We start from the raw sequence: 16040 nt of genomic DNA on the forward strand, positions 1-16040 counted from the left end.
CCTCGGCAGGTCCAGCATGACACCCCAGCAGAAAACCGGATTGCACCCGCGCAATCGCCATCAGGCACCCTACGACTTCGACGCGCTCTGCCAGCGTACCCCGGCGTTGACGCCTTTCGTGTTCACCAACGAGCACGGCACCCGAACCCTGGACTTTGCCGATCCGGCCGCCGTCAAGACGCTCAACCGGGCATTGCTGGCACTGCACTATGGCATTGCGCATTGGGATCTGCCCCCCGGCTATCTCTGCCCGCCCATTCCGGGCCGGGTAGACTACCTGCATCGAGCCGCGGATCTGCTGGCCGAGAGCGCGGGATGCGTACCGACGGGCAAGCAGGTTCGAGTGCTGGATGTCGGTGTCGGGGCCAACTGCATCTATCCCTTGCTGGGCACCCGGGAGTATGGCTGGCGCTTCGTGGGCTCAGACATCGATCCTGTGTCGGTGAAGGCGGCAACCCTGCTGGCCACCAGCAATGGATTGGGCAACCAGATCACATGCCGTCATCAGGTTAACCCCAAGCATGTCTTTCGCGGGATCCTGGGGCCGAAGGAGCACTTTGCCCTGACTCTGTGCAACCCGCCGTTTCATGCTTCTCTGGCGGAAGCGAGCAAGGGGACGGAACGCAAGCTGCGCAACCTGGGCAAGGGCCAGGCAGTGGCCGGGGCGCCCGTGCTCAATTTCGGCGGTCAGAAGGCTGAGCTCTGGTGCGAGGGAGGCGAGGCGGCGTTTCTGGCGGCCATGATAGAGCAGAGCAAGGAGTTTGCCAGCCAATGCCTCTGGTTCAGCTCGCTGGTGTCGAAAAAGGAAAATCTGCCTGCCGCACGAAAGGCGCTGGCTCGGGTGGGGGCGCGGGAGGTTCGCGTGCTCGACATGGCGCAAGGCAATAAGGTGAGCCGGATCCTCGCCTGGAGTTTCCTGGACGATGGGCAGCGCAAGAGCTGGTGGACCGCCCAGGGGAGATGATCGAGGACGGGGCTCAGTGGCGACACGGGCCCCGTCTCTTTTTCAGATCAGATGTTGATTCGTTTGCAGCCTTCCATTCAATCGTTTTCCTGCCCGTGTTTGCTCGCATGTTAGTGACCACTCTCGCGCCTGGTACAGGTGTACGCCGAGATTTTTTTGTACTTGCTGATGAAACTTTCATAAAATAGGACTGGTTAGACCTCTTTACAGGCTTTGAATCGAATAGGGATCGGTAAATGAAAGTTGTCGATTTTCTGAAGCACAAGCGCGAAATTCTGGCGCAACACCCCTTTGAGCTCAAGGATTGGCTCTCTCCGGCGATCCGCGACTACTGGCGTGAGTTTCAGCAAAAGGCACACCTTCACCCCTTGCTGGGAAGAGTGCTGGATCTGCAGGGGGAGTCCCAGGATGCCCGCCAGCAAGAGGCTGCCAGAGTCACCCAGGTCGCGAATGGCCAGCCTGCCCTGGCGCAGGATCCCGTGGTGGAGCTCGAAGGTGAAGCGGCGGCACTCTATGCCGAGTTGCAGACCCGCATCGGTGAAGAGACCCATGTGGGTGAGTGGTTGCAGGTCACCCAGGCGTTGATCAACCAGTTCGCGACCGTGACCGGCGATCATCAGTGGATCCACACCGATCCCGAGCGTGCGGCGGCCGAGTCTCCTTTCAAGACCACCATTGCCCACGGCTTCCTGACTCTGGCCCTGCTGCCCCAGTTGACCGGTTCGGTGGACGAGAGCACGCCGGAGTTCCCGACCGCTCGCATGGTGGTGAATTTCGGCCTGGAGCAGGTCCGCTTCCCTTACCCCATCAAGGTGGACAGCAATATCCGCGCCCGTACCAAGCTGTCGCGTGTCACGCCCATCAAGGGTGGCATCGAGCTCCTCAAGGAAATCAAGATAGAGATCGAGGGGATCCGCCGCCCTGGCTGCGTCATCGAGTCGGTCACCCGGATCTATTTCTGACGCGCTCGTCTTGCGTCCATGAACACAGGCCCACTTCGGTGGGCCTGTGCCGTTTCTGGCGGGTCAGAAACTCGCTCCCAGGGTGATGAGGTGACGCCACTCTTTCTCGCTCACATCCCTGTGCAGGCCGTGGTAGTCGAGCCAGGCATCGTCCCAATCCAGTTCGCTTGACCAGGAGAGGCGCAGGTGATCGTTGAAATAGTACCTGAGGCCCAGGCTACCGCTGACGGACTGCTTTCTGGTCAGGTAGGGGGAGGGTTGATCGACGAATTTTTCATAACTGCCCTTGCCAAACAGCTCGAATTTTTCTTCCCAGAGGGTCCAGGGCTGCCGGTAGTCCCACCCCAGGCTGACGAAGGGATAATTGATGATCCTGTCGTCAAACAGGTCGGAATTGCTCCACACCTCCGGCCTGAAATAGGCCCGTTCCAGACCGAGCTGGGTAATGAGCTCCAGCCGGCGTTGCCTGTCATTCCAGAAGCGGTAGCCGGGGCCGGAAGCATAGTCAATCTCCAGATAGCCGGCATCGATCATGTTGTAATCGATGTCGATGGAAGATCGCAGGAACCAGTGATCGTCGAAGAAGAAGTCGAGCTTGGGTTTGAGCTTGTATTCGTGGCTGTCGGTGATGTTGTTCGCCGTTTCGTAGATGTACTCGCCATCCAGGCTGTAACGCCAGTCCAGATTGGCAAACTCGGTGGAGACCTTGAGATTGACGTTGTTGGTCTTCTTGGTGTTCTCCTTGAGCTTGATGTTGAGATCCCCGTTCCCTGTCAGCAGCCAGGCATTGGCCTCGTCAGGAGAGTCCAGCAGGGGGATCCCCGTCTTGGTGAGCGGCTTGGGTTTCTCCTGCTTGTCCAGACGCCATCGTTTGATGGCGTGGCGCGGGACCGTCATGACCTGACTGTAGGCGGGCTTGATGCGGATCTGCTCGTCCGTGATCTCCTCTATGGTCCCGCTCACTCGATCGCCGTTGTGCATCCAGAGGATGTCCGCCATCGCCGCGGAGCCAGGCAGCAGAAGCAACAGGCAAACCACATGACTGATTCTGTTCATGGTGGTCAGGCCTTCAGCCGCTCACGGGTTTGGGCAGCCCGCTCTTGCGCTCGAGCAGGGCGGTCACCCGGGCACTGTCGATGTCGGGTGCGGCGATGAACTGCTCGGCTTCGGGGGAGAGCACCAGCGGCGCCCCCTGTGCCATCTCCGCTTCGGTGCGGGAGAGGGGGGAGTGTACCTCCAGCCAGCGACGACCGTCGGGTTCCACCGCCATCTTGACCGGCTGGTTGATGACCCGGACCGGGGTGCCGACGGGAACAAGACCAAACAGGGTTTCGATGTCATCCGGGCGCAGCCGGATACAACCCGCGCTGACTCGCAGACCGACCCCGAAATCCTTGTTGGTGCCGTGGATGAGGTAGTCCTTGTTGCCATAGCCAAGACGCATGGCGAACTTGCCGAGGGGATTGTCGGGGCCGGGGGGGACCACGGCGGGCAGATCGATCCCCTTCTGCTCCAGCCAGGACTTGCGGACCATGGGGCCGGGCACCCAGGTCGGGTTGGGATTTTTCGCAATGACGGTGGTGGTCATCTCCGGCGTCTCGCGGCCGATGTCACCGATCCCGATGGGCAGCACCATCACCTCCTGCTTGCCCTTGGGGAAGTAGTAGAGGCGAAGTTCAGGCAGGTTGATGACGATGCCTTCTCGCGGCACGTCGGGCAGCAGCATCTGGGTCGGCAGAGTGAGCCGGGTGCCCGGGGTGGGCAGATAGGGGTCTACGCCGGGATTGGCTTCGAGCAGTGCCAGAAAGCCTGTCCGGGTATGCTTGCCGACCAGTTCCAGATGATCGCCAGGCTGTACGATGTAATCTTCCAGGGCGCCGATGAGACGGCTGTCCGCTGGCGGCAGGGGATAGGTGTTGGACCAGACAGGTGCGGCCCAGAGGCTGGCGGCGGCCAGCAGCAGTGAGACGATACGAGTGTTGAGCATGGTTGTTCCTATCGGCTGGGGCGAGGGACGGGTTCCCTTCCAAAAAATGAGCAGAGATTGTCAACGAATCCCGCGGGGATTACCAGTCCGGCACCATGACTGCCGGGAGGGCGGTGGCGAGCGCGTCACAGGGTGTTACTGGCCCATCAGGCTCGCCGTATTCACCCGCCGGGAACCGGGTACAGGGTGGAGACAGTGAGCGAGGAGGCGTTGCCGGGTGAAAGTCACTGGCGTTGGGAGGGGCGGGATCGCCGGATGGCGGTTTTATCGCCAGTCGTCTGATCTGCAACGAGATTTACATTGATTTCCCGGCTAGGGTTGGGTCAATATGAGTGCCCGTGGAGAGATGCCGGAGTGGCCGAACGGGATTGACTCGAAATCAATTGTGGCAGCAATGCCACCCAGGGTTCGAATCCCTGTCTCTCCGCCATTTATTCCCCTCAAGCCCGCGTCCGCCGCGGGTTTGTCATTTCTATCTCATCTCTGTCCATCCCCCGGCTCAGCCATCTCCCAATGTCTTTTCCGATTTGGGGTCTGTGGTCACGGGGTCGCGAAGCCTCACCCATTCTCTCGAATGTCCATTCACCTGATTAGCCACTTGCCGGCCCAGACAGGTCTCCCGGGGTCATCACCAACCTGGTGATGGGGCATGGGCCCGCACCTGCAGGGTCATCTTGCCGACCCCGCGAGCTCAGCCATCGCGATCCCCCTGAGAGGTGCAGAAAGCCTGCGAGTAGATGTGTCCAGAGCTGGCCATTGGTGCTTGGTTTTCTACCCCGCAGTCATCATCAGAGCAACGTGGCTGCGGGTTGGAGACTCATGCCTTGCGGCTGGCGAGCTGGCGAAGGCGCTGGGTGCTCTGGTGCAGGCTCTGGTGCTGCACCTCGTTCAGGGCGCAGTGCTTGAGCACGTACTCGGCGCTGGCCACCACCGTCTTCCAGCGCGGTGCCTTGGGCAGGGTGTCGAGGTTCAGGTACTTGTCGAGGGTGCGGGTCTGGGGACTGGAGCGGTCCATGTAGACCCGCCACAGCTTGCTCTTCTCCGCCAGCACTATCTTGCCCTTGCCGGTGCTCTGCTGCCAGGTCTCCAGGGTGAGACGCATGGTGTCCACCAGGGCGCGGCGCAGAGGTTCGTCATCCTGCTGGCGAATGAGATCGTCCGCCAGCGACCTGAACTCCCCTCCCAGCCGGCTCAGTTCCCCCAGCAACTGGCCATCCTCGATGATGGCCTGGCGAGAGAGGCTCTTGAGGGCGTTCTCCAGTGCAGCCATGCGATTGTCGTCCTGGCGCGGTTCTGTGCCAAGGGTCAGCGCATAGGCGTGCTGCCCCCCCAGGTTGATGGGCAGGGCGCGGGCGTTGAGGGTGTCTCGCTGGCCCGCCACCAGGAAGTCCAGCTCCCGCTCCGGCTGCGCGGTCATGTCGGGCCACTGGCTTGCCAGCGGGGCGGCCAGCCACTCGTCCAGCATCTGCCCCTCCATGGCTTCCGGCTCCTGACCCAGCAGGCGCGCCAGGGCCCGGGAGGCAAACAGCACCCCTCCTTGCTCATCGAGGAAGACCATGGGGTCGGCCCCCTCGCCAAGCAGGGCGAGGAGCCGCTCCTGATCCTGGTGCAGTTGCTCCTGGAGCAGCAGACGGTGCTCTATCTCCTGTTTGAGCAGGCGGTTCTCCACCAGGGAGGCGCGCCCGGCGCTGGCCTCCAGCAGGGCCCTCACCCGGGCGAACAGCTCCTCCTTGCAGAAGGGTTTCACCAGATAGTCGTTGGCCCCGGCGTTGAAACCCTCTTCAATCTCCTTGGGCTGGTTGAGGGCGGTGAGCAGCAGCACCGGCAGCTTCTCCTTGGGGTGCTGCTGGCGCAGACGGCGGCAGACGTCGAAGCCCGAGAGGGTGGGCATCATCACGTCAAGCAGGATGAGATCCACCGGCTCCTGAGCCAGCTTGGTCAGGGCGTCGTGGCCGTCGCTGCTGGGCAGGATGCGATAACCGCAGGGCTGCAGCAGGTGGCGCAGTATGTGCAAATTGATGGGCTCGTCGTCCACCACCAGGATGACGGGGGCATCTTGCGGCGGGGGCGGCAGATCCTCGCTCTCCCAGTCCGGCAGGATGACGGGCTGCTGGCGCACCAGCTGGTGCTCTATCTGGCGGCTGTCGAGGGTCAGACTGCCCGCCTTGCCGCTGGCCAGCGGCAGGGTGAAGGCGAAGGTGGAGCCGACGCTCGGCTCGCTCTCCACGAACAGCTCCCCCCCCATCAGGTGCACCAGCTGGCGGGTGATGGAGAGACCGAGGCCCGCTCCCTGCTTGCTCACTTCCGGGCTCATCTGCACCAGGGGCTCGAAGATGTGCTCCAGATGCTCCCTGGCGATGCCGATGCCGGTGTCGGTCACCTTGATGCGCAGGAAGTTGCCCTCCACCAGGGCGCTCAGCACCACCTTGCCCTGGGGGGTGTACTTGATGGCGTTGCCCACCAGGTTGTAGAGCACCTGCTCGAGGCGCTGCTCGTCCGCCAGCACAGGGGGCAGCTCGGCGGGGCTCTTGTCCACCAGGGTGAGGGGCTTGGCCTGTACCAGGTGCTGGCAGAGATCCAGCACCAGCCGGATGACCCCCTTGGAGGAGACCGGCTGGGGGTGGATCTCCAGCTGGCCGTAGCGCATCTGGTGGTAGTCGAGCAAGTCGTCCACGAGGCGCGCCAGACCGTCGGCGCTCTTGATGATGAGACCGAGCTGCTTCTGCTGCCCTTCGGTCAAGTCCTGCTGGCTGGCGAGCATGGACTCGGCCATCCCCTTGATGCCGTGGATGGGGGTGCGCAGCTCGTGGGAGGTGTTGGCCAGGAGCTCGTCTTTGAGCTTGTCCGCCTGTTGCAGGCTGAGGTTCTGCTTGTGGGTCAGCTTGACCTGCTGTTGCAGCTCCTGGGTCTGGCGTTCGATGAGCTCGATCTTGTCCTTCACCGAGCGCTGCATGTGGCGAAATGCCTGTGCCAGCCGGTCGATGTCATCGTCGGTGCGGGGGATGGTGATGGGGTGATCCAGGGCGCCGTCCGCCACCTGTTCGGCGGCGGCGGTGAGGGATCGCAGGGGCGCCGTGATGGAGTGGGAGAGCCAGCGGGAGAAGAGGATCAGCAGCAGCAGTGAGCCAGCTCCCAGCAGGATCACCAGGGTCTCGAGCTGGCGGATGGGGGCATAGGCCTCGCTGGTGGAGATCTCGGCGATGAAGGCCCACTCGGTATCGAACACCTTCACCTGGGTATAGGCGGCCAGCACCTCGTCATCGTGGTAGGAGAGGAAGGGGCCGACCCCCTGCTCCCCGGAGAGGGCCTTGATGATGAGGGGGGTCTGCAGCGGTCGGAAGTCGGGGCTGAAGCTGTTCTCCACGCTGAATTCGGGGGCGAGCCAGGCGTTGGCGCGCATCCGCTTGTCCGGGCCGATGAGAATGGTCTCGCCGGTTGCGCCGAGCCCCTCCCGCTCCGCCATGATCTGGTTGAGCTTGTCCGGCAGCAGCTCGAAGATGACCACGCCGCGCACATAGTCGTACTGCATCACGGGGGCGGCGAGGTAGGCGACCACCTGGCCGGTCAGCTCGTTGCGGCCAAAATCGGTGAACTCGAAGATCTGCTGGGGCTTCTGGCCGCCATCGAGGCGGCGCTTGATCTTGGCGAAGGTGTTGCCAAGACCGCTGGACTGGTAGGGGCCCGAGAGCAGGTTGGTGGCGAAGTTGGCCTGCTTGGTGACCGAGTAGACCACGTCACCGTTGAGGTCGACCAGGAAGATGTCGCTGTAGTTGGATTTGCGCACCATGTCGGCGTAGCCGCGATGGAAGCGCTGGTGGACGCGGCCATACATCTCGTCCGCCAGGATGAGGGCGCTGATGGAGGGCTCTATCTCCACCTGACTGTCAGGCTGTTGCAGCTTGTCCCAGGAGCCCGGCACATAGCGGGCCTGGGCGCGGGCACGGGCCTCCTGCGGCGTGGTGCCGAGCTTCTCGAAGGCACCGGTGAAACCGTAGAAGCGACCGATACTGTTGCCGGCAAAGTCCTGCTGGGAGAAGTTGATGATCTGCTCCTTGAGGTTGCCGAAGTAGTCTTGCAGCTGGTTTTTCTTGATGTTGCGCACCGAGACCAGATGGTTGGAGGTCTGGGTGGTGAGATCCTTGCCGTGGCTATAGAGGAAAAACAGGGTGACGACCAGGAAGGGCACCAGGCCCAACATGAAAAAAGCCAGCATCAGCTGCGGTCTGAGCCCCCGAGGCCTGAAGTTCCATTTCATCGCATGATTTTCAATTGAGAATCCAGTTACTAAGCGCGATGAGTTTCTGACTAAAGGCTAACTATTTCAATGGCTTTATCTTAAATTCGCTCGTCGGGTCACAGGGAGCGGGGGGATTTTCGACCAAGGCGTCTAAAGGGTGAGCAAACAGCACGGGAAAGGGCTCAAAGTGAGAAAAAAGGGTTGTGCCCGGGCTCGGGGTACGTATAATGCGCCTCGTTGTCAGGCAACTGGCACGCAAGCAGTCATGCGGGAATAGCTCAGTTGGTAGAGCACGACCTTGCCAAGGTCGGGGTCGCGAGTTCGAGTCTCGTTTCCCGCTCCAATACTCCATGGCACCAACCATGGACATCACTCTCAAGGCAATGCCTTGTCAGCATGGCGCGTTAGCAAAGCGGTTATGCAGCGGATTGCAAATCCGTTTAGTCCGGTTCGACTCCGGAACGTGCCTCCATCTTCTCCCTGTTATCCACATCACTGACGTTGTCCATCCGCCATGGCGGCCCAGGATGATGCTTCATTGGATGTCAGTCAGCCGTGAACAACCCTCCCGTTGCCACGTCTTGTGCAGATGCTGATCCATCTCGGCCAATGCCTCGCCCCTGGATCCGGACCTCTCTTCGCCCCTCTGTTCTGCCAGTGCGGCCATCTCCTTTATCAGCAAACCGCATTGCCACAGGCTGGCGGTGGGGACCCCGTGATACGGGATGTCGATGGCATCGTCACGATTGAGCCGCCACTCCTGCCACTGGCTCCAGGCGAGCACGCCCAATGCCCCCAGCAGCACCGCATCTGCAAGTTTCATCCTGTGTTCCCCCGTTCTGGTCCAGTCCTCGTTAACTCTGGAACAGGGGCCGCGTTTTGCCACCTTTGTTGTTTTTTAGTTAAAGAATGTAACCCGGTTTCATTTTTAGGCTTTTAGCCCCATTTTTTATCAAAAAATGGCGCTGTCGGTGTAGTAATCCTACAATGATTGGCGTAATCTTTGTTCAGTGGTCTTACCAGTGAGGCGTTACATCATGTTTCATCCCTTCTCCCTGACTCAGATAATCCTTCGCCGCATCTTCGTCCTGATGGCGGGTCTGCTCGCCTTCCCGGTGATGCTGTTTCGCCGGGATCGCGCCCGTTTCTACAGCTACCTGCACCGCATCTGGAGCAAGACCAGCACCAAGCCGGTCTGGCTCAAGATGAGCGAGCGAGGGGAGCGGATCTTCTACTGATCCTCCCCGTGACGCCCGCTTCACCCGGCGCCAGACTGGCGTGACAGGAAGGCAGGGCGCACCTCCCGATATAAAAAACCGACACCCTGGTGTCGGTTTTTTTATGGGGCTCGAACCGCCACCGGCCTTGTATCCATGGCTGGTCCACGTTGTCTCTTGTCCCTGTGGGCGACCCTTTATGCCGCAAATGCCAACGCATTCTCATCCGCGCCCGTGTGACATGACGGGAGGAAGGGCTGGCGGTATTCAGGGCGCAGGCCCCAGGGTGGCCAGCGCCGCGCGCAGACGGGCGAGGCCGATGGGCTTGAACAGGCAGTCGTTCATGCCGGCGGCGAGGCAAAGCTCCCGCTCGCGAGGCTGGGCATGGGCGGTGAAGCCCCAGACGGGCAGGTCATGGCCAAGGGCACGCAGGTTGCGGGTCAGCTCGAAGCCGTCCATCACCGGCATCTGGCAGTCGGTGATGACCAGATCGAAGGGGTGGCTGGCGAGGGCGCGCAGGGCCTCCAGGCCATTGCTGCGTACACTGACGTCGTGTCCCAGATGCTTGATCTGCTGGCGCAGCAGGATCTGGTTGGCGTGATTGTCATCGACCACCAGGATATGCAGCCGATGGGGGAGGGGTTGAGCCTGGTGGGGCTGGGGCGCCGGCATTGCCGTGATCGGGGCGGGGGGTTGCTGGGCGAGCGTGAGGGGCAGCCTTATCTCGAGCCGGGTGCCTTCGCCGACCTGGCTGTGAACGGCTATCTCCCCCCCCATCATCTGGCACAGGATGCGGGCGATATTGAGGCCCAGCCCGCTGCCGGGGAACTGGCCCTGGCCGTGGGCGCGATAGAAGGGGGTGAAGAGCCTGGGCAGCTTGTCCGCGGGAATGCCGGCTCCGGTGTCGGTGATGGTGAGGTGCAGCACAGGAGGCTGCTCGCCCCCGGTCAGGGTGGCGGTGATGGCGACCCGGCCCTGCTCGGTGAACTTGATGGCGTTGCCGATGAGATTGAAGAGGATCTGGCGCAGGCGAAGGGGATCGATCAGCACCCTTGGCATGGGGGTGTCGGGCAGCCTGACCTCATAGAGCAGCCCCTTCTGCTCGGCCATGCCCGCAAAGACCCGAGTGACGGACGAGAGCAGGGGCGCGAGATCGCAGGGGGTGGGCGTCAGGGTCATCTGGCCCGCCTCTATGGAGGCGATATCCAGGCTGTCCCCCAGCAGATCCAGCAGGCCGTTGGCGGAGTCGGCGGCGATGCGCAGCAGCTCGCCGCTGTGACGGCTGAGAGCGGGATCCTCGGTGGCCAGCTCCAGCATGCCGAGGATGGCGTTCATGGGGGTGCGGATCTCGTGGCTCATGGTGGCGAGGAAGTCGCTCTTGGCGCGGCTGGCGCTGTCGGCCTGCTGTTTGGCCTCGCGCAGCGCCTCTTCCAGCCGTTTGCGGTCCGTGATGTCTATCCAGCCGTCGATCACCCCGCTGATGGCCCCCTCCCCGTCGAAATAGGGCACCATCCAGTGATAGATGTCGCTCTGGGTGCCTCTGTGATGGAAGAGGCGATCCGCAAAGATGGGCTGCCCCTCCTGCAATACCCTGGCAAAGTCCTGCTCCAGCACGGCGATGCTGCCTGCATCGAGCACCCCTGACAGCCCCTGGGCGAAGGGCTGACCCAGGATGGCCTTTGGCTCGGCGCCGAGCTGGGTCAGGTATTTGCTGTTGCACAGCAGCACCTTGCCGCTCTTGTCCCGCACGACGATGGGGTGGGGCAGGCTCTCCCCCAGTGCCCGGATGAACCTGACATGGGCCTCCAGTTGCTGGCGGGAAGCCTGCTCGGCGCTGGCCATCCGCTTGAACATGCGGTTGCGATAGAGCAGCACCAGCGCCAGGGTGAGGAGCCCCACGAACACCAGGTAGACGATGTGGGCGTGGCGATCCATGAAGCCGGGCACCGGCAGTTTGCGGTTGCGCCACTCGTAACTCATCATGGCGAGCTCGTTGGGGGGGATGGCGAGGATGGTCTTGTCGAGGATCCCCATCAGCATCCCCTGTCCGGGCAGGCTGGCAAACCCCATCCGGATCGGCTCGTCATCGGCGGGGCCGGCGATGCGCAGGGGGCTCTGGGGATCATTGTCCAGCGCATGGCGGGCAAAATAGAGGGGCACGATGGCGGCATCCACCCGTCCCTGGGCGAGCACCTCCATCGCTTCTGCGGCGCTCTCCACCTGGGTGATGCGGCTGCCCTCCAGTCTCTGTGCGAGGGGCACATGGCGCGTCATCGCCACCGCCTTGCCCGCCAGACGCCGGATGGTGTCGATCCCTTGTCCCTCCTGGCGGGTGAGGATCACATAGATGTTGTCGGTGGCGTAGGGCACCGAGGTGCGCAGCCCGTAGTGTTCAGCCACCTGCTGGGAGATGGCGCCGATGAGGTCGATGGCGCCTGACTGCATGGCTTTTGCCAGCTGACCCTCGGAGTCTGCCCGCACGAACTCGAAGGTGAGGCCGGTGCGTGTGCGGATCTTGTCCAGCATGTCCACCGTCATGCCGACCAGCTGGCCGTCATGATCCAGGGCGCCATAGGGGTAGAGGTTGTCCATCAGCCACACCCTGATGGGGGGCGCTTGCCGCATCCAGGCCCGCTCGGCGGCATCATAGAGATCGGCGCTTCGCTCGTTCATGTCGCGGATGGGCCCGTTCCACTGGGTGAAGAGGGTGTTGCGCGCCCGGTCGTCGATGGCCGCCAGCCCCCGGTTGACCAGGCTGAGCAGGGCGGGCTCGGTGGCCGGGACGGCAAAGCGGAACTCGGCAGGCGCCAGCTCGGGCGGGGCCTCGCCCCGCTGGCGAAGGTTGTCGAAGCGCTCGCTGTTGAGGTAGTGGGTGGCGTGGGCATCCCCCAGCAGGATGTCGTCGCGGCCGAAGAAGACCGCATCGAACGCCTCCATGTTGGAGGGATAGGTCACCAGGGTGAGAGTGGGGTAGTAGCGGCCAAAGCGCGCCCTGTCTATCTGATCCCGGACGGCGGCTACCCGCTGTCCCGGTGTGAGCAGTGCCCCCCGATAACGTCTGGGCACGGAGAAGACGAGGGGGCTGCTGAAATAGGGGTTGCTCAGGCGGATCGCCCGGGTGTCACTGTCCGCCAGGGTGAGATTGCCGAGGCTGGCGAGGTGTATCTCCCCCCGTGCCAGGGCCCGGAGCAGGTGCGCCTTGTCGGGGAAGGCGCTCAGGGCAACGGGTTTGTCCAGCATCCGGGCCAGCAGATCGATGTAGTCGGCACTGAGCCCCTCGACGCGCTGGCGAGCGATCATGGTGAAGGGGCGGTAGTCCTCTTGCAGGATGCCGACCCGCAGTTGGGACTGCTGGCGCAGCCATCCGAGCTCCGCCTCCGACCAGCGGGGAGGCTGCGGGGCGGGATCGTAGCGGCTGTGCAGGGTCAGGGCCTGCACAGGTTGAAGGCAGAGCAGACAGAGCAGGATCAGTGTTCGATATAGGTTCATCTAGCCACCCGACGCGACAGCCATCCCTGCCAAGCCTCATCCAATGGCCGCCATTCTACCGGAAAATGGCTATAACGAGTCCGCTATTTCTCCACGCGCGTCGGCGAGAGCACGGCAAGCAGGGCGGCCTGGCCGCCCCGCCCTCAACCGAACTGGTAGGCCCCCATGTAGAGGCTGCCGTAATCCCAGCTGTCGTGCAGCTTTCGCGGTCTGTCGGCCCCCGCCGCGCCGAGCGCCACAAACAGGGGGCGCAGGTGATCGTCATGGGGATGGGATTCCACCGCGCCCGGTGCCCGGGCCCGGTACTCTTCCAGCGCTCCCCTGTCTCCCTCTGCCATGGTCTGCTCCAGCCAGCGGGCAAACTGGCTCGCCCACTGGGGAACCGGCGAGCCGTCCGGCCCGAGGGCACGCAGGTTGTGGGTGATGGCGCCGGAGGCGAGGATGCCGATCCCTTGCTCGCGCAGCCCCTGCAATGCCTCCCCCAGTTGCCACAGCTGGGCCGGGGTGAAGCTGGCCGGGATGGCGATCTGCACCAGGGGGAGTTCACTGTCCGGATCCATCAGGGAGAGGGGGGACCAGACCCCGTGATCCAGCTCGCGGCGCACCGGGGTGGCGGGCAGGCCGGCCAGCAGCAGCTGATCGCTCACCGCTTCCTGCAACCATTGCGGGCTCGTCGCGGGCCAGCGGATCTGGTAGAGGGGCTCGGGGAAGCCGTAGAAGTCGTACATCAGGGCCGGGCTGGGCTCGACGTTGATCTGCAGCTCGCTTCGGCTGAACCAGTGGGCCGAGATCACCACCAGCCCTCTGGCACCCTCGAGGCGCAGTTGCTTCAGGAACCGGGTCGCGGGCTGATCGCGCAGGACCAGATCCGGGGCGCCGTGGGAGATGAACCAGACAGGGGCGATAGACATGACAGACTCCATATGCGTTGTGCCGATGCGCGGCGCACCGACAACCCGAGGCCAGGGCGACATGCCGCTGACGATGTGGTCATTATCTGCCCCTATTGATGGGTTAACAATCAGGCTTTATGGATAAGCACTCTTCACTTTTGGTTGATAGTCTGGCATCAGGGCGAGGGAGTCCGGGGCAGAAACGACAACGCCGGCGCAGTGCGCCGGCGTTGTGATCAGGGTCCGTCGGACGTGGCCTCTGACGGGATGCCCCGCAGCGCCACCGCCAAGATCAACGCGGGCCCCGGGCGAGTTTATTGAATGCCCAGCAGCTCCACGTCGAAGATGAGGACTGAGCCCGGCGGGATCTTGCCGGCGGCGCGATCGCCATAGGCCAGGTTGGCGGGGATGTAGAAGCGGGTCTTCTCCCCTTCCACCATCAGTTGCACCCCTTCGGTCCAACCCTTGATCACCTGGTTGAGGCCGAACTCGATGGGTTCGCCACGGGCGACGGAGCTGTCGAACACGGTGCCGTCCAGCAGCTTGCCCTCGTAGTGCACCTTTACCTTGCTGGTGGCGGTGGGGTGAACGGTGCCGGTGCCCGGGGTCAGCACTTCGTACTGCAGGCCGGAGGCGGTGGTGGTCACCAGGGGTTTTTCCTGGTTGCTGGCGAGGAACTCGGCCCCCTTGCGCACGTTCTCTTCCGCCAGCTTCCGGTTGTTGCTGCTGGAGTAGAAGTAGTAGGCGGCGCCGGCGATAAGAAGGGCTATCAGAATGAATTTCATCGGGTTTTCCTGTTCCTTGAAATCAGAGTGCAATGAAGGGGCATCTTATCCCAGCCGGGGAGGGAGGGCGAGGGGGGATGCCGGAGGGTGTGACCGGACGGGCAAGGCACCGGGGGCATGATGCCCCCGGTTCGGATTTACTTGACGGCCACCATCATCAGGGCGGGCAGGGCGAAGAAGAGCCCGGCCACGTAACCCAGCGCCAGCAGCTTGTTCTCGCTGCCGACCCGGGCCAGGGTTTCGGCGGCCTTGATGGGCAGCTCCCGCAGGAAGGGCACGCCATAGATGAGCGCCACGGCGAAGACGTTGAACAGCACATGCACGAAGGCGATGGTCAAGGCCAGCTGGGCGCCGGCGCCGCTGATGGCGGTGGCCGCCAGCAGGGCCGTGATGGTGGTGCCGATGTTGGCCCCCAGAGTGAAGGGGTAGAGCTGACGGGTGTTGAACACGCCGCCGCCCGCCAGCGGGATCATCAGACTGGTGGTGGTGGAGGAGGACTGTACCATGACGGTCACCAGGGTGCCGGAGGCGATGCCGGTCAGGGGACCACGGCCCAGGGCCTTGTGCAGCAGCTCCTTGGCACGGCCCACCATGACCCGTTGCAGCACCTTGCCAAGGGCGGTAACGCAGCCGAGGATCAGCAGAATGCCGATGACGATGGTGGCGATGGCGGGGCCCTTGCCCGGCAGGAAGGCGACGGCGCTGTCGATGAGATCCAGGGAGGGGGAGATGAGGGGCTTCATGAAGTCCATGCCCTTCATGGACATGTCGGCGGAGCCCAGCAGCAGACCGGACAGCCACTCGGCACTCTTTTGCAGCAGACCGAACATCAATTCCAGGGGCAGGAAGATGAAGACCGCCAGCAGGTTGAAGAAGTCGTGCACGGTGGCGGCGGCGAAGGCGCGGCGAAACTCGCCCCTGTCACGGATATGGCCAAGGGAGACGATGGTGTTGGTGATGGTGGTACCGAGGTTGGCCCCCATCACCATGGGGATGGCCATGCTCATGGGCAGGCCGCCCGCCACCAGGCCGACGATCACCGAGGTGACGGTACTGGAGGATTGCACCAGGGCGGTGGCCAGGATGCCGAGCAGCAGGGCGACGAAGGGGTTGTTGGCGAAGGCGAAGATCTGGGCCGCGCCCTCGGCGCCGCCGGAGAACCCTTTAAAGCCGTGTGAGACGGCCCCGACGGCGACCAGGATCAGGTAAACAAAGGTGATCACCGCGAGCCAGTTGAACAGGGGGCCGGTAGCGCGGGTCTGCGGGGATGACGGTTTGCTTTGCATGGTGCCTCTTGGGACGTCTGCGTTGAATTGGACGGGCGCATTACAGCAGTGCTCTATGACAGAAATATGACAAAGTGACACTTTGATGATGATTTGATGACAGGGGGCTCGGGATTGGCGGGTCAGATGGGAGGGTAGTGATTAATTCTGATTATTTTGTTGTTTTAAGTGAATTGGTCTGTGGAATGTAGGAATGCGTTAGAAACTGACGGACGGGGTG

The 16040-nt window shown here is 62.9% G+C and carries 11 protein-coding genes and 3 tRNA genes; 6 read left to right on the forward strand and 8 right to left on the reverse strand.

The features are described 5' to 3' along the window. Positions 1–16 precede the first annotated feature (16 nt). Both rlmF and H7R73_RS06455 read left to right on the forward strand, forming a co-directional pair. Positions 17–964, forward strand: a complete 948-nt coding sequence (gene rlmF / locus H7R73_RS06450) for a 23S rRNA (adenine(1618)-N(6))-methyltransferase RlmF (protein WP_103260607.1) — start codon at positions 17–19, stop codon at positions 962–964. Between the two features lie 236 nt (positions 965–1200). Next, positions 1201–1926, forward strand: coding sequence for a MaoC family dehydratase (locus H7R73_RS06455; RefSeq protein ID WP_010673529.1), 726 nt, complete (start codon positions 1201–1203; stop codon positions 1924–1926). 63 nt (positions 1927–1989) lie between these two features. On the opposite strand, the gene H7R73_RS06460 is transcribed toward H7R73_RS06455, so the two are convergent. After that, complete coding sequence (locus H7R73_RS06460; protein WP_103260606.1) at positions 1990–2982, reverse strand: DUF481 domain-containing protein; 993 nt, start codon at positions 2980–2982, stop codon at positions 1990–1992. 13 nt (positions 2983–2995) lie between these two features. Then, positions 2996–3913: a L,D-transpeptidase family protein gene (locus H7R73_RS06465; protein ID WP_042878776.1), complete on the reverse strand. Its 918-nt coding sequence runs from the start codon at positions 3911–3913 to the stop codon at positions 2996–2998. A gap of 340 nt (positions 3914–4253) precedes the next feature. Between H7R73_RS06465 and H7R73_RS06470 the strand changes: the two genes are divergently transcribed. After that, positions 4254–4343 (forward strand) — tRNA-Ser (locus H7R73_RS06470). A gap of 387 nt (positions 4344–4730) precedes the next feature. Here the strand turns inward: H7R73_RS06470 and H7R73_RS06475 are convergent. After that, complete coding sequence (locus tag H7R73_RS06475; protein WP_048208103.1) at positions 4731–8168, reverse strand: hybrid sensor histidine kinase/response regulator; 3438 nt, start codon at positions 8166–8168, stop codon at positions 4731–4733. Positions 8169–8417: 249 nt separating this feature from the next. On the opposite strand from H7R73_RS06475, the gene H7R73_RS06480 reads away from it, so the two are divergent. Next, positions 8418–8493, forward strand: a tRNA-Gly gene (locus tag H7R73_RS06480). 55 nt (positions 8494–8548) lie between these two features. Next, positions 8549–8622, forward strand: a tRNA-Cys gene (locus H7R73_RS06485). 63 nt (positions 8623–8685) lie between these two features. Here H7R73_RS06485 and H7R73_RS06490 read toward each other — a convergent pair. Next, positions 8686–8973, reverse strand: coding sequence for a hypothetical protein (locus tag H7R73_RS06490; protein ID WP_103260605.1), 288 nt, complete (start codon positions 8971–8973; stop codon positions 8686–8688). Positions 8974–9187: 214 nt separating this feature from the next. Here H7R73_RS06490 and H7R73_RS06495 point away from each other — a divergent pair, with 214 nt between their 5' ends. Next, on the forward strand, positions 9188–9388 hold the full coding sequence (locus H7R73_RS06495; RefSeq protein ID WP_010673543.1) for a YbfA family protein: 201 nt from the start codon (positions 9188–9190) through the stop codon (positions 9386–9388). A gap of 246 nt (positions 9389–9634) precedes the next feature. On the opposite strand, the gene H7R73_RS06500 is transcribed toward H7R73_RS06495, so the two are convergent. The 4 genes from H7R73_RS06500 to H7R73_RS06515 all read right to left on the reverse strand — a co-directional run bounded on the left by H7R73_RS06500 (position 9635) and on the right by H7R73_RS06515 (position 15820). Continuing rightward, positions 9635–12856 (reverse strand): ATP-binding protein, encoded by a 3222-nt coding sequence (locus H7R73_RS06500; RefSeq protein WP_103260604.1) that lies wholly within the window; start codon positions 12854–12856, stop codon positions 9635–9637. A 143-nt stretch (positions 12857–12999) separates the two neighbouring features. Then, positions 13000–13767 (reverse strand): DODA-type extradiol aromatic ring-opening family dioxygenase, encoded by a 768-nt coding sequence (locus H7R73_RS06505; protein ID WP_010673544.1) that lies wholly within the window; start codon positions 13765–13767, stop codon positions 13000–13002. Positions 13768–14063: 296 nt separating this feature from the next. Then, positions 14064–14534 carry an FKBP-type peptidyl-prolyl cis-trans isomerase gene (locus tag H7R73_RS06510; protein WP_010673545.1) on the reverse strand — a complete coding sequence of 157 codons (471 nt, stop codon included), beginning with the start codon at positions 14532–14534 and terminating at the stop codon, positions 14064–14066. A gap of 137 nt (positions 14535–14671) precedes the next feature. Continuing rightward, positions 14672–15820 carry a Na/Pi symporter gene (locus H7R73_RS06515; protein ID WP_041214746.1) on the reverse strand — a complete coding sequence of 383 codons (1149 nt, stop codon included), beginning with the start codon at positions 15818–15820 and terminating at the stop codon, positions 14672–14674. Positions 15821–16040: the final 220 nt, after the last annotated feature.

This window comes from Aeromonas sp. WP2-W18-CRE-05, from assembly GCF_014168615.1.
Lineage (GTDB): Bacteria > Pseudomonadota > Gammaproteobacteria > Enterobacterales > Aeromonadaceae > Aeromonas > Aeromonas caviae.